Origin of the sequence: Bernardetia sp. (assembly GCF_020630935.1) — a bacterium.
GTDB lineage: Bacteria > Bacteroidota > Bacteroidia > Cytophagales > Bernardetiaceae > Bernardetia.
In genome coordinates, this window is record NZ_JAHDIG010000096.1 from 1 (window position 1) to 14,322 (window position 14,322).

Sequence of the window (14,322 nt, forward strand, 5' to 3'; positions counted from 1 at the left end):
AAACATACAAATTAGAATTTAGCAGATGCGATTCCAAAATGCTTGAAAGTATGCTGCAATTTAGACTTAAAATGATAAACCATATTGCTAATCCAAGCCCTCAATAAATTACGCAAAGAATTCTAATCCAATCTGCTTTTATTCATCGAAATAGAAAATCAAGACTTAAAAGAATAAATTGAAAAAAACTGTATAACAACGAGAATAGTCATTTGTACTTTTCTTACTTGCTATTTTATAAAGATAGTTTAGACAGGTAATTAACTACTAAAAGTCTTTGATGCAAGATTCAAAAAAGAAGAAAAGTTTGAGAGAAAAAAGTTTGTCTATCTGTTTTCTGTTTTGTGAAGAACAGATTTATTCTGTTACTTCTCTAGTTTCTTCGTTGAGCTTCCCTTCAAAACTTGGAATAGGTCGTTTTTCTTTTTCTGCTTCTGTGGTTACAATACCATTTTTTTTGATGTCTTGGATGAGCCATTCCATTTCCATGATTTCTCTTCGTTGTGCTTTGACAATTTCGTCAGCAAGTTTGCGTACTCGTATATCTTTTATTTGTGAACGCTTGCTTGTTAGGACAGCAATGGAGTGATGTGGAATCATTCCTTCCATGTAGTCTGTGCCTGTAACTGTTACTTGGCTTCTTACCAGCCAAATAGCTCCTACTATCATCAGTACTCCTAAAGAAAAAATAGCTACATTGATTTTTGTGTTTTTATACATATTGAGCATAAAAAGTAACATAATAATAATCATAGAGCCACCCATAACTAAGGTCATGAAAAAACGAGTTTCACTAAACCAAAAATGGTCTATAACTTGGTAAGAATGGGTGTACATCAAGAGAAACATGGCAATCATTGAGGTAGCAATCATTGCAAAAAATTTTAGATAATGTTTATTATTACTGTTTTGCATAGCTTGAAAAGTTTAGGTAAAAAATGGATAAACTTAGTAAGTTATCTGAAAATTATAAATTAAAAAGTCAAAGGATGGTTTTTCAAAATTTTGTCATTTTATTTCATAATCTTGACTTTTTTTGAGCAAATCTAGCATTTTTCGCCCTTGAATAGGATTTTTCTTGTATTGTGAAGGAGTTTGTCCTGTCATATCTTTAAATTGTGTAGAAAAGTGAGATGTACTTTTATAGTGAAGTTGATGAGCAATTTCCGAAATTCTGTATTTTTTAAGAGATAAAAGTTCTTTTGCTCTTTCTATCTTTTGAAGAGCAATATATTTCTCAATGGTCGTATTTTCAAACGTAGAAAACAAACGACTGAGATAAGAATATTCATGATGTAGATTTTCGGAGAGATACTCAGAAAAATTAATTTGTAAAGGTTTCTCCTCGTAATGAATTTGATGGATAATGGCTGTCTTGATAGCACTAATCAGACTTTTTTTGTCCGATTCAATGAGTTTTAGTCCTGTTTTTTGTAGTTTTTCATTCAATAACTGTTTTTGGGCAGCAGAAATAGTATTTTCTTTCGGAAGATGAATCTTTCCTAGCTCTACTTTTTCAATCTCAATCTCTAATACTCTACACGCCTCCTCAACTGCTAAAACACAACGCTGGCAAACCATGTTTTCTATATGTAGTAGATGTTTATTCATTGTTTTGGTATCTAAATTATATTAATACAAGGCAGATAGACTATCAAAATAAGAAACTAAGAGTTTTCTTTCAGTAGCAGATAATTTGCTTTCTTTATGTATAAAACTATAAGAAACTAAAGGCATTTGGTCTCTTTCAACTTGTCCTATAATGGCGTTTAATTTGTTTCGCTTTTTTCGGTCAGAATACGTATCAAATTCATCAAAATTGAGTTCTGACTTTCCTTTTTTTATATGATTTTCTAAAAAATAACGTATAGGTTGTAACCTATTATACCACGGATATTCTGTGTAGTTACTATGACAATCGTTACAAGAATTTTTGAGTAAATTTTGTACTTGTAAGGAAGGAGAATAGAGTTTCACAAAAACTGTTGGGGTGTTTTCTTTTCTGTCTTTATTGATAGAAGTAGGAATAAACTGTATTCCCACTCCTATCATTAACAAAACAAGAATGATTTTATATTTTAATGTCATTTTGCTTTGAGGTTAAATTATTACTTGACAGCAATTTCTTCTTTTACACTTCCACAAGTAAGCATTTTGCTACCAAAATAAGGATTTTTGATGTCGCTAGATGCACTAAGCCACATCGCACCTTTGTTATTGTCGTACATCGGACAAAACTCTGCGTACAATGTTCGGTCTGTTCCCAACATTTCTACCAAATCTTTTACGTCTTTACTCAAAAGTGCCAAATGCTCACGCTGATGCACTATATTTCCTTTATTTTCAGAAATATGCTTGGCATGTTCGGTTGCACTTTCTACAATCTCGTTGGCAGTTTTACTTTTGTCTGCTTCCAAACCAGAAACATCTACACTTGCAAAAGCTGTTGCCAATGTACTGCCTTCTGTAGCAGCCTTCTCATCATTTTCTTCTACGAGAGCATTTTTTAGAGCAAGGTAACTATCTAAAATGGCTGTCATGGCTTGGCTTTCTGCCACTTGTTCGGCATTGGTCTTGGTAGCCATATCGCTATGATCCATCTCTTCGTGATTCATTCTCTCATGGTTCATTTCCATTGAGGTTTCTGTTTTTGCTTCTTCTTTTTTCTCTGTGTTATTGCAAGAGTAAGTAAAAAAAGATGCTCCGATGAATAAATACATTAACTTTTTCATTTAAATTTGAAATTAGGGTTATTAAAATAATTGATACAAAAGATTGCTCTTTGGGCGTATGATTTATTTAATTTCTAAACTTACTTCGCCACAAGTAAGCATAGCTTTACCGAAATAAGGATTTTTGATGTTTTTTTCTTGACTAAGCCAGTTTGCGCCTTTATTATTGTCTGCCATCGGGCAAAACTGAACATAAATTACATTTTCCAAAGGCTCAAAAGATTTAGACATCGCTACCATAGCTTCAGAAATACCTTGGAATTTTTGTCTTGCTTTCTCAATATTTTCAAGGTGTGTAAAATGTTCCAACTGATTATTTATGTTGGAATAATACGCCATATAAAGCGTATGCGATTCTCCTTTAAAAACTGACATATCAATATTTTTTAAAGCCATTTTTAATTTTTCCGAACTACTTTTTGCTGTCTTCAAATCGTCTTTAACGAGAGCATTTTTGAGTTCGAAATACGCTGCATAGAGAGGTTGTAGAGAATTTTTGGCAGCCTTGCCAATATTTATTTTCTTGACAGGGTTTTCTACTTTTTCAGTAGCATTGTGGTCGTGAGTATTCATTTCCTCCGTTTCCATACCGTTCATCATACTTGGTTTTCCTGCCAGTTGGGCTGCAGCATCAATACTAAACGTACCATTGACGGCTATTTCTTCGCCTTCTTTTAAGCCTTCTTCTACGATATAACTCTCACCCAAAGACAAACCTAGTTTTACTTCTCGCATCACAAAGTCAATTCCCTTTTCAGAAGTTTCTCGTACATACACCACCGAGCGTTTGCCTGTCCACATCACAGAAGTTTTGGGAATAACAATTTCTTCTGTGTTCTTTTTTGTGTATAAAGTTGCTTTTACTTCTCCAGAAACAAACATTTCTGGTTTGAGCAAAAGATTTGGATTGGATTCTACTACTCTTGCTTTGGCTACTCTTGTTTTTGGGTCAATGAAAGGGTCAATAAATGAAATTGTGCCTTCAAACTCACGACTTGGTAGCGATGCCACGCTATATTTTACTTTGTCGCCTTTTTTTATCCACGCCAATTCAGATTCATAGACATCAAAAAGCACCCACACTTGGGAGAGACTAGCCACTTTATACATTCCTTCTCCCTGCCTAACGTAATCTCCTAAGTTTACCATTTTTTCAATCACATATCCCGAAACATCAGCTAAAATAGGGAACTCTTCTATCGTTTTTCCACTTTCTAAAAGCTGATTGATTTGGCTCTCGGTAAGTTTCCAAGTTTTTAGTTTTTCTTTTGCTGCTTGAAAAAGTTGGGGCTGTGTATCTTTTATTTTTTGAGCTTCGAAAAGTTCTTGCTGTGCTGTCAGAAGTTTCGGAGAATAAATATAAGCTATGGGTGTTCCTTTTCGGATGTACTCTCCTGTAAAATTGACGTTTAGTTTTTCAACTCTGCCCTCAATATGTGTTGATTGCGTAAATATTTTTCTCTCATCGGGTTGTATTTTTCCATTAAGAGAAATCGTTTTGATAGCCTCCGAATTTCCTACTTTTGCTGTCTGAATATCAGCCAGTTGAATTGCCGTAGGCGACATACGAACTGCCATCGGATTGCCTTGCTCATCTTCATTTTTTAAAGGAATCAAGTCCATTCCACAAATCGGACAATCGCCAGCTTCAGGTTGCCTAATCTGTGGGTGCATCGAACACGTCCAGATTTGATTTTCCGAACTTGCTTTTTTATCAGAAGTCTCCTCATTAGAAGATGATGATGAATGAATAAAATATCCTATCACTCCACCTACCAAAAGCAGTAGTATATATATGATAATTTGTTTTTTCATAATTGTAATTTTATCGTTTATGTGTCAGATAATTCAGTTCTGCTATGGCTGTTTGATAGTTTTTTTGTGCTATAATGATTTTCTTTTGATACATCAACAACTCTTTTTGCATACGCAACACTTCCTCAAAATCTGTCCCTATGTTGGTATAGGCAGCATAAAGCAATTTGATAATGTGTTCGGTGTCTGTTTTTTGTGCTTGGTAGAGCGTGATGAGTTCTTGTTGGCGTTGGAGTTGAAACCAAATTTTATCGTAAGTCGTCAGTAATTGATTGGTTTTGTTTTCTTTTTGGAATTGTATCATTTCCTGTTCTAGCTGTGCCTTACGTTGTGCTGCTTTATATTTTTTTCTATAAATTGGCAAACTCATACTTATCATTGGCATAACGGCATCTTTTCCATTATCCATAACTTCCATATCTGTTCGTTTGGCTGTCGCAACATAAGCAACGCCAACTCCTAACTTAGGCAAACCTTCTTTTTGGGCGAGTTCTTCCTTAGCTTGGCTACTTTGCAATTTATATTCTAAGGCTTCCAACACAGGATTATTGACTAGTAAAGAATCTTTTTGAAGTGCTATATCTGTAAAAGAATATATTTTTTGAAATACAGTAGAATCAAGTGCAATCCCTGTTTTTTTCAATGAATCTGCATCAATATTGAGTAGTTGGACAAATTTTGAACGTAAAGGCATTTCTTTTTTTTCTAAAATATTGAGTGAAGTAGTAGCTTCTTTGAGCATCAATTCCACTCGCAAAACATCAACCATACTACCCTGTGCATTCTCAAATTTGATGGTGGCTACGTTTTTATAAGAATCCAAAATATTGATATTTTGCCTTTCTATTTCTCGTAATTTTTGTATTTCATACAAATCAAAATAGGCTACCGAAACTTCGTAATAAAGTTGATTTTTAGCATCTAAAAATTTTTGATAGATAGCTTCTGCTTCCAATGCAGCTACATTCCGACGAGCCGATAGCGTTCCAAACCATGGAAACATTTGTGAGAGTTCGGCTCTAAACTGTTGCGCTCCTACACGAGTTTCAATAGGAGAAAGAAAATATCCTAGTGATAAATTTGGGTCTGGCAAAGCATTTACTTGTGTTGTTTTTTGCAAAGCCATTTCAAAAGCCTTATAATCAGCTTTTAATTTTGGATTATTTTCGGCAGCTACTACAAAATAATCTTCCAAAGTTTGCGCTTGTGAAAGGAAAGTTATGTTTGTAAATAATAACCAAAGGAAAAATATTTTTTTCATAAAATAATGTTTTGTATTTATTAGAATAAAGACTTGACTTTGACCTATGTATTATTTTTCATTTCATCATTACTGGTGTCCTCACGAACAATATCACTACGCCTTTTCAATCTCCATTCTTCTCGCCAACAGTAAAGCGTCGGAACAATAAAATAAGTAATTACAGCAACGAGCATTCCCCCAAACGAAGGAATTGCCATCGGAATCATAATATCAGAACCTCGCCCTGTGGAAGTCAAGATGGGAAGGAGTGCAATAATGGTGGTGGCAGAAGTCATAACAGCAGGTTTTATTCTGCGTTGCCCTGCCTCTACGACAGCCTCTCGAATTCCTTTTTTTGTATTGGTTGGATTTCTTTCAAAACTTTGGTCTAAATATGTTCCCATCAGCACACCGTCGTCTGTTGCAATGCCAAAAAGAGCGATAAAACCCACCCAAACAGCTACACTAAGATTGATAGTTTTCATCTGAAAAAGAGTACGCATATTGGTATCAAAAATTTCAAAATCCATAAACCAATCTTGTCCGTAGAGCCAAATCAAGACAAAACCACCACTAAATGCCATCGCAATTCCTGTAAAAACCATAAGCGAAGTCGTAACCGAACGAAATTGGAAATAGAGAATTAGAAAAACAATCCCCAATACCAACGGAACAATAATAGAAAGGCGTTTTTCGGCTCGTACTTGATTTTCATAGCTTCCAGAAAACTTATAACTCACACCAGCAGGAACGACAAGCGAACCCTCTTGAATAGCTGCAGAAATAGCATTTTGAGCATCATTGACTACGCTTACTTCCGAATAACCTTCTTTTTTATCGAAGAGAACATATCCTACCAGAAAAGTTTCTTCACTTTTGATAGCTTGAGGTCCCTGCAAATATTCAATGTTTAGGAGTTGAGAAAGAGGAACCTGTGTTCCCATAGGCGTAGCCATCAATATTTTTTTCAATGCTTCTGGGTCGTCTCTAAGCTCACGAGGATAGCGCACACGCACAGGAAAACGCTCACGCCCTTCCACCGTAGAAGTAATCATCATTCCTCCGATAGCCGTTTGGATAGTTTGTTGCACATCTTCGATATTGAGACCATATCTTGCGATTTGTTCACGATTAATAGAAAGGTGTAGATACGGTTTTCCTACAATACGGTCTGCAAAAACAGCTTCTGATTTTACAGAAACTACCTTTTTTAAAATATCTTCTAGTTTCAATCCAAAATCTTGAATGGTTTGAAGGTCTGCCCCATAGACTTTTATTCCCATTGGCGCACGCATTCCTGTTTGTAACATCACTAAACGAGTTTCGATAGGTTGTAATTTTGGTGCAGAGGTAAGTCCAGGAATTTTAGTAACTTTTATGATTTCGTTCCAAATATCGTCTGGAGAAGAAATATGCGCTCTCCAATTTCGGAAATACTTACCGTTTGGGTCTGGAATAAGTGTGGAGGTAAAGATGTTTTTTTGTAGTGCTTCTCTGTTGGTTAGTGTGTCTTTTGTTGTAGTAATGAAAAATACAGAATCGTCTTTTTGGATAAATTTGAAGCGTTCTCTACGTCCTTTTTTATCTAAAACATACTCCGATTTGTAATTGATAATATTCTCATACATCGAAATTGGAGCAGGGTCTAGGGCTGTTTCGGCTCTTCCTGCTTTTCCTACTGTCAAATCTACTTCTGGAATATTTGTCAGCATCATATCTAGTTGTGCGATGACTTTTTTGTTGTAGGCTACCCCAGAATGTGGCATCGTGGTAGGCATCAGAAGAAAACTTCCCTCATCTAAAGAAGGCATAAATTCTTTTTCAATTCCTAAAAAAGTATGATGAAGCGATGACCAAACTGAAGTAGTTTGGATAGAAACTCCTATTTTTTCAAATCCTTTTTCTACAAAGCCAAAAACAGTAGAAAACCCTAGCCAAATAGTAATGCCCAACAAAATCAAAAAAGAAGGAATAACTAAAAAAACGCCTTTATTCTCCAAACACCAACTCAAAATAGGCGTGTAAAAATATTCTAATAATACAAACCCTCCCAAAATAAGTAGCAGTAGCAATGCCACAAACCAAAAATTACTTACAAAACTTGCCAAAGCACCTAAAGGCAGCCAATAATCAGCCAAAAGCCATGTAATGCCTATCACAACCACAATAAGCTGGAACTTTTCGAATAGAAAACGAAGTATATTTTTAGCTCTATCAAGAAAGAAAGTATTTTGAGTAGTTGTATCTTCAAAAAAATGAGGCTGCTTCCTCTTTACCCAACTTTGTAATAAGGCAAATAGTCCAAAACAAATCAGCATCGTAGCAGACCACCAAAAACCGTAAAACAAAGCCACAATTCCCAACACTACCAACACGCTATTTCCAATAAACGACTGCTTTCCGTTTTTGAAACGAATCCCAAAAAAGTAGTAGGCTAATGTAGGCAAAATGAGTAGTGAAACCACCATTGCAGCGAGTAAAGCAAAGGTTTTGGTAAAGGCAAGAGGCGTAAAGAGTTTGCCTTCGGCAGCTTCCATCGTAAAGACAGGAATAAAGCTCACTATCGTCGTTGAAACGGCTGCCACAATCGCACTTGCTACCTCTTCTGCACCTTTTGAAACGGTCTCTATGAGAGGTTGATTAGGAGGAGCTTCGTCGGCGTGTTTGATAATATTTTCAGACAAAATCACACCCAAATCTACCATTGTTCCAATCGCAATCGCAATTCCAGAGAGCGCAACAATATTTGCATCTACACCAAAATAACGCATCATAATAAAAATCATTAAGACAGCAATCGGCAGCAGACTAGAAATAAGTAACGAAGCTCTAAGATTATAGACCATCACAATTACGACAACCATTGAAATCAGAATTTCTAAAAGCAGAGCCTCTTCAAGCGTACCAAGAGTTTCATAAATAAGCGTAGAACGGTCGTAGAAAGGGACAATCGTAAGTTTGCTTTTCGTGCCGTTGGCTAATGTTTTGGAGGGCAGTCCAGAAGAAATTTCGTTTATTTTCTCCTTGAGATTATTGATAACTTCTAAAGGATTTGCACCGTAACGAGCCACTACCACACCTCCAACTACTTCTGCACCATCTTTATCCAACAAACCACGGCGAGTAGCAGCCCCTAAACTGACAACAGCAATATCTTTTATTCGAATTGGTACATTTTCTTGTACAGCCACTACGGCACTTTCTATATCTTCAGTTGATTTTATATAGCCTAATCCACGTACTAAATATTCTGCTTGATTGATTTCAATGGTTTTTGCTCCTACATCTCTATTTGACTTTTGAACGGCTTGCATTACTTTATGAAGTGGAACATTATATGCTTTGAGTGCATCTGGATTCACATCAATTTGATATTCTTGAACAAAACCACCGATAGAAGCAACTTCTGAAACACCTTTTACGGCATTGAGACCATATTTTACATAAAAATCTTGTACGCTCCTAATCTCATGCAAATCCCATCCACCTGTTGGATTTCCATTTTTATCTCTTCCCTCTAATGTGTACCAATAGACTTGTCCCAAAGCTGTGGCATCGGGTCCTAAAGCTGGCTGAACTCCTTCTGGCAATAGACCAATAGGCAACGAACTCAATTTTTCCAAAATACGAGAGCGAGACCAATAAAACTCTGTATCTTCATCAAAAATGACATAAATACTAGAAAAACCAAAAATAGAGGAACTTCTAATAGACTTTACACCAGAAATACCTAATAAATAGGTCGTAAGAGGATATGAAATTTGGTCTTCGATATCTTGAGGAGAACGTCCTGCCCAGCGAGTAAAAACGATTTGTTGATTTTCTCCAATATCTGGAATGGCATCGACAGGGACAGGGTCGGAGGGCAGGTTGCCTGCCTTCCAACCAAAGGGTGCAGTAACGACTCCCCAACCCACAAAAGCCAGCAGCAAAAGCAGCGTAACTAATCTATTACGCAAAAAATAATTGATGATAGAAGAAAGCATGAGAAAGTCTATTTTTTTGATGAACTCAATATTTTATAGTATTACTACACTAAAAACATCAACAGAAGTAAAATACACTTCTAAATTTCTTTAAGTTGAAAGGTAGTATATACTTCTGAGCTTGTATAGAGATTTTATACAAACTAGAAGGTATATGCCACTTTTGAAAAATAAGAAGAGTATCAAAAGAAATAGAAATTCCTTATATGAGAAAGCACTGAAACAAGATTAAAATATCTTTCTTGAGTAAGGGAGGGGAAGGAGTTAAATAACTAAATGAAAGGTCAAAATATGAAAAAAGCCAACCAAAAAATGTTTTGACAAAAGTAGTTACAAAAAAAACTTGAAACGAACTGTAATCAGTTGAGGTTGAAAGTTCTGATGAACTATTGTAATCGTCTGTTATCTCAAAGGTTTGAGAATGATTTTGACAACAAGGAGAGTTTTTCAACTTATCTTTTGGTGAGTGAAAGTTATTTTGACAAAGAGTAGTTTTATTTGTCATATTCATTCCACAATCAACTGTATTTCCTTTAAAAACAAGCGCACTCTCTACAGCTTGTCCATTACAAAAGTGTGTAGTAATGGCAATGGGTAAATGTGTTGTTAGAAAAATGAATGCCAATAAAATGGCGAATAACTTTTTCACTAATAGTAATAATGAAATGTAGTCTATAAATAGATTAAAAAAGATAATTTTTCAATTTGAAAAATTACTCCTTTGTAAAGATACTATTTTTTTCTGAAAAAATAGTATCAAGGATTAATTCCTTAAGTCTGTTTTCTAAATTGACTGAGTAGGAGAATCTTTTTTATAAAAAAGTTATAGTGCCTTTCCTTTTAATTCAAAAGCATAACCTACATGTAAATAGCCCTGATACTATTTTAGTATATTGATTAATCAATTTTACTTGCTCTAAGCCTTAAAGCATTTACAATCACTGAAACTGAACTAAAGCTCATAGCCAAAGCAGCAATCATAGGAGATAGTAAAATACCAAAAAATGGAAATAAGATACCTGCTGCTATAGGTACACCTAAAGTATTATAAACAAGGGCAAAGAAAAGATTTTGTTTGATGTTCTTCATAACGGCATCTCCTAAATTTTTAGCTTTTACAATACCTTGTAAATCTCCTTTCACTAAAGTTATCATAGCACTTTCTATGGCTACATCTGTTCCTGTTCCCATAGCAATTCCTACTTCACTTTTTGCTAATGCAGGTGCATCGTTTATACCATCACCAGCCATTGCTACTACTTTTCCTTCATTTTGTAGTTTTTCTACCTCTTTAAGTTTATCTTCTGGCAACATAGAGGCTTTAAAGCCTGCCAAATCCAGCTCTGAGGCAACTGCTTGAGCTGTGTCATGATTATCTCCTGTGAGCATGATTACATCAATACCCTTATTTTGTAGCTCTTTTATAGCTTTAGCACTCGTTTCTTTTATCTTATCACCAATCACGACATAACCTACTATGTTTTCGTCAATGGATAAATAAGAAACTGTTTTACCTCGTTGTTGATACTTTTGTGCTTCTTCTTTCATTTTTGAGTCAATTTTAGCATTAACATATTCCATCATTTTAGGGTTACCTAATGCTACTTTTTTACTATCGATTTCTGCTTCTACACCCTTTCCTGTTATAGCACTAAAATTATTTGATTTTAATATTTTAGCTTGATATTCTTTTCCGTATTTTACAGTAGCTTCTGCTAATGGGTGTTCACTATTATTATTCAATGAAACAATGTAATTCAATACTTCATTCTCTTCAAACATATTTCCAAAACTACCTATTTTCTCAACAGTTGGTTTACCTTCGGTTATTGTTCCTGTTTTATCTACAATCAACGTAGAGACTTTATTCATTTTTTCTAAGGCTTCTGCACTCTTAATCAAAACTCCATTTTGCGCTCCCTTTCCTACACCTACCATTACTGACATAGGTGTTGCCAAACCTAAAGCACAAGGACAAGCAATAATCAGAACAGCAATGGCATTAACTAAAGCATAGACATAAGCAGGTTCTGGTCCCCAAATAGCCCAAACAGCAAACGTAATAATAGAGATAATCACTACCACAGGAACAAAGTATGCAGACACCTTGTCAGCAAGATTCTGAATAGGCGCACGACTTCTACTAGCATCATTTACCATGTGGATAATTTGAGAAAGTAAGGTTTCGCTTCCTACTTTTTCAGCTTTCATCAAAAAAGACTGATTACCATTGATAGTACCACTACTTACTTTATTACCTTTGGATTTACTAACAGGAAGAGGTTCTCCTGTTATCATGGATTCGTCAATACTTGTATTGCCTTCTGTTATTACACCATCCACAGGAATTTTATCTCCTGGCTTTACTTTTAGTGTGTTCCCAAGTTCTATTTTTTCTATACTTACTTCCATTTCCTCACCATCTACCACTTTTATGGCTTTATTGGGAGCTAATTTTAGTAATTCCTTTACGGCTGAATTGGTTTTACTGTGCGCTCTAGCTTCTAATAACTGTCCTAATAGAACTAAGGTTAAGATAACTGTTGCTGCTTCAAAATATACGTGTACTGCACCTGACTCTGTTTTAAATTGCTCTGGAAATGCATTTGGAAACAACATTCCTATCACACTAAAAACCCAAGCCACACCAGCACCAATTCCAATGAGCGTAAACATATTCAAATTCCATGTCTTAATGCTTTTGTAAGCTCTCTCAAAGAACATCCAAGTAGCGTAAAATACGACAGGGAGCGATAAAACAAACTGTATCCAATTCCAATGTTTTTGTTCTAAAACGTCATACAAAGGATTGTTATGAATCATTTCACTCATAGCTATAATAAAGATGGGCAATGTAAACCCTCCTGCTATTAAAAACTTTTTGAGTAGCTTTTTGTAGTTTTTTTCTTCTGCTGAAAGGTCTGGTTTCATCAAGACTAAATCCATTCCACAGATAGGGCAAGAACCTTCTTCGTCTTTCACTACCTCTGGATGCATCGGACATGTCCATTGTTCTTTGCTTGGAGCAGAAAGGTTTACCTCTTCTACTAAATCCATCCCACAAACAGGACAATCGCCCATTTTATCATACGTTTTATCTCCTTCACAGTGCATCGGACAGTAAAATACTCCTGTCCCTTTTCCTTCAGATTTAGGCTTTTCTACTTCATCTGCTACTGGTCTTTTTCCTGCTTTATAAATACTATATGTCCCTCCATCTTTCTCTAAAACAGCTTGAAATTCCTCTATAGGAATTTCTGACGTCATATCAATGGTAGCTTCTGCCTTTTTTAAATCGACAGAAACTTCTACGACGTGTTCTACTTTAGAAAGCACGCTTTCTACGTGTGTTTTGCAACCTTGACATGTCATACCATTTACTGGAAAAGTACGTGTGATGATACCTTCTCCTTTGAAAGGATGGATATGGTACTTCTCTTTTTTGGCTTGAACAGCGTCCTCTAAATGCTCTACTTTCACATGATTTTCCATTTCTATGGATGCCATAGAGGCTTCAAAGTCAATCTTTACATCTTTTACATTTTCAACTTTTTCTAAAGCTGTTTGTATGTTTCTTAAACAACCCTTACAGGTCATTCCTTGTATTTGATATTTATGGTTCATTATTGTTTTTTTGATACGAAAAAAATAACATTTCTGAGAATAGATAAACTGTCTTATAAACGTTACAGCATAATATATCGTTTTTCAAAATTTTGTCATTTTCCTTTAGAATCTTGACTTTTATTTGAGAGAAGTATATTTTTTATTTGATGTACAGTAACTGTTTTGATAGCATTGATAAGACTTTTTTGTCTGATTCTATGAGCTTTAGTCTTATTTTTTCTAACTCTTGAACAAGTTTTTTGAAAAAAATATTAGTTCTTTACTTATTTTTATTTACTATTGATTATTGTTTTAACTATATTTTAATTAGTTTTTAACCCTATTTCAACTATTTTTCAACCTTATTTTAACTACTTTTTATCTGTCATCTATTCAGATGGTAATAAAAATTAATACCCATCTTATACACTCATCAACTGAAACATAATGCTATGAAAGAAGTAATCACACTCATTTTATCTCTATCTACTGCTATACTATCCTGTTTACTTGTAGGGGGAAACCCCATACTTGCATAGAAGAAGAATCTAACTACTATCAAATAGATTATTATGCAAGTTCTACAACTCCATATCAGATAGACTACTTCCTAAAAAATGACAAAATAGAGGATTCTGTATTATATGTGAATAGTGGTTACTATGACAAAATAGACTATGAAATTACTATACACAATCCTCCTATTGGAGTTTATGAGTTGGGAAATATTCATAGTTCTTTACCTAAAACAAAAATCTTTGAGATAAAAGAAAAACACCAAATGAAAGTAATTAATTTTTACAGTGCCTACTAGAAGTAAAAACCTACTCTTCTTTAAGAGTAGGTTTTTTGTTACACTCAAACCAAAATAAATCAGTATTCCAAAGGCACACCGTCCAGATGTTCCCTAATTAGTCTCAAATCCCTAGAGAAGAAAGTA

9 protein-coding genes are annotated in these 14,322 nt (G+C 34.9%); all 9 read right to left on the minus strand.

Annotated features, from left to right (window positions below):
* Nucleotides 1-357: 357 nt before the first annotated feature.
* The 9 genes from QZ659_RS18770 to QZ659_RS18810 all read right to left on the minus strand — a co-directional run bounded on the left by QZ659_RS18770 (nt 358) and on the right by QZ659_RS18810 (nt 13,400).
* Nucleotides 358-915: a DUF305 domain-containing protein gene (locus tag QZ659_RS18770; RefSeq protein ID WP_291728297.1), complete on the minus strand. Its 558-nt coding sequence runs from the start codon at nt 913-915 to the stop codon at nt 358-360.
* Between the two features lie 93 nt (nt 916-1,008).
* The gene (locus QZ659_RS18775) at nt 1,009-1,611 is read right to left on the minus strand and encodes a helix-turn-helix transcriptional regulator (protein ID WP_291728300.1); all 603 of its coding nucleotides are present in this window, start codon (nt 1,609-1,611) and stop codon (nt 1,009-1,011) included.
* 21 nt (nt 1,612-1,632) lie between these two features.
* Nucleotides 1,633-2,088, minus strand: coding sequence for a heme-binding domain-containing protein (locus tag QZ659_RS18780; RefSeq protein WP_291728302.1), 456 nt, complete (start codon nt 2,086-2,088; stop codon nt 1,633-1,635).
* A gap of 20 nt (nt 2,089-2,108) precedes the next feature.
* Nucleotides 2,109-2,732 carry a DUF3347 domain-containing protein gene (locus QZ659_RS18785; RefSeq protein WP_291728304.1) on the minus strand — a complete coding sequence of 208 codons (624 nt, stop codon included), beginning with the start codon at nt 2,730-2,732 and terminating at the stop codon, nt 2,109-2,111.
* A 63-nt stretch (nt 2,733-2,795) separates the two neighbouring features.
* Nucleotides 2,796-4,547 (minus strand): efflux RND transporter periplasmic adaptor subunit, encoded by a 1,752-nt coding sequence (locus QZ659_RS18790; protein WP_291728306.1) that lies wholly within the window; start codon nt 4,545-4,547, stop codon nt 2,796-2,798.
* Nucleotides 4,548-4,557: 10 nt separating this feature from the next.
* Entirely contained in the window at nt 4,558-5,808 is a 1,251-nt protein-coding gene (locus QZ659_RS18795) for a TolC family protein (protein ID WP_291728308.1), read from the minus strand.
* 44 nt (nt 5,809-5,852) lie between these two features.
* The gene (locus QZ659_RS18800; RefSeq protein ID WP_291728311.1) at nt 5,853-9,776 is read right to left on the minus strand and encodes an efflux RND transporter permease subunit; all 3,924 of its coding nucleotides are present in this window, start codon (nt 9,774-9,776) and stop codon (nt 5,853-5,855) included.
* A 202-nt stretch (nt 9,777-9,978) separates the two neighbouring features.
* Entirely contained in the window at nt 9,979-10,425 is a 447-nt protein-coding gene (locus tag QZ659_RS18805; protein ID WP_291728313.1) for an HYC_CC_PP family protein, read from the minus strand.
* Nucleotides 10,426-10,673: 248 nt separating this feature from the next.
* The gene (locus tag QZ659_RS18810; protein WP_291728315.1) at nt 10,674-13,400 is read right to left on the minus strand and encodes a heavy metal translocating P-type ATPase; all 2,727 of its coding nucleotides are present in this window, start codon (nt 13,398-13,400) and stop codon (nt 10,674-10,676) included.
* Between the last annotated feature and the right edge of the window lie 922 nt (nt 13,401-14,322).

What these genes read in the sequence shown, in the direction of transcription:
- QZ659_RS18770 (WP_291728297.1), bottom strand. Translation starts at nt 915, where the DNA reads ATGCAAAACAGTAATAATAAACATTATCTAAAATTTTTTGCAATGATT.
- QZ659_RS18775 (WP_291728300.1), bottom strand. Translation starts at nt 1,611, where the DNA reads ATGAATAAACATCTACTACATATAGAAAACATGGTTTGCCAGCGTTGT.
- QZ659_RS18780 (WP_291728302.1), bottom strand. Translation starts at nt 2,088, where the DNA reads ATGACATTAAAATATAAAATCATTCTTGTTTTGTTAATGATAGGAGTG.
- QZ659_RS18785 (WP_291728304.1), bottom strand. Translation starts at nt 2,732, where the DNA reads ATGAAAAAGTTAATGTATTTATTCATCGGAGCATCTTTTTTTACTTAC.
- QZ659_RS18790 (WP_291728306.1), bottom strand. Translation starts at nt 4,547, where the DNA reads ATGAAAAAACAAATTATCATATATATACTACTGCTTTTGGTAGGTGGA.
- QZ659_RS18795 (WP_291728308.1), bottom strand. Translation starts at nt 5,808, where the DNA reads ATGAAAAAAATATTTTTCCTTTGGTTATTATTTACAAACATAACTTTC.
- QZ659_RS18800 (WP_291728311.1), bottom strand. Translation starts at nt 9,776, where the DNA reads ATGCTTTCTTCTATCATCAATTATTTTTTGCGTAATAGATTAGTTACG.
- QZ659_RS18810 (WP_291728315.1), bottom strand. Translation starts at nt 13,400, where the DNA reads ATGAACCATAAATATCAAATACAAGGAATGACCTGTAAGGGTTGTTTA.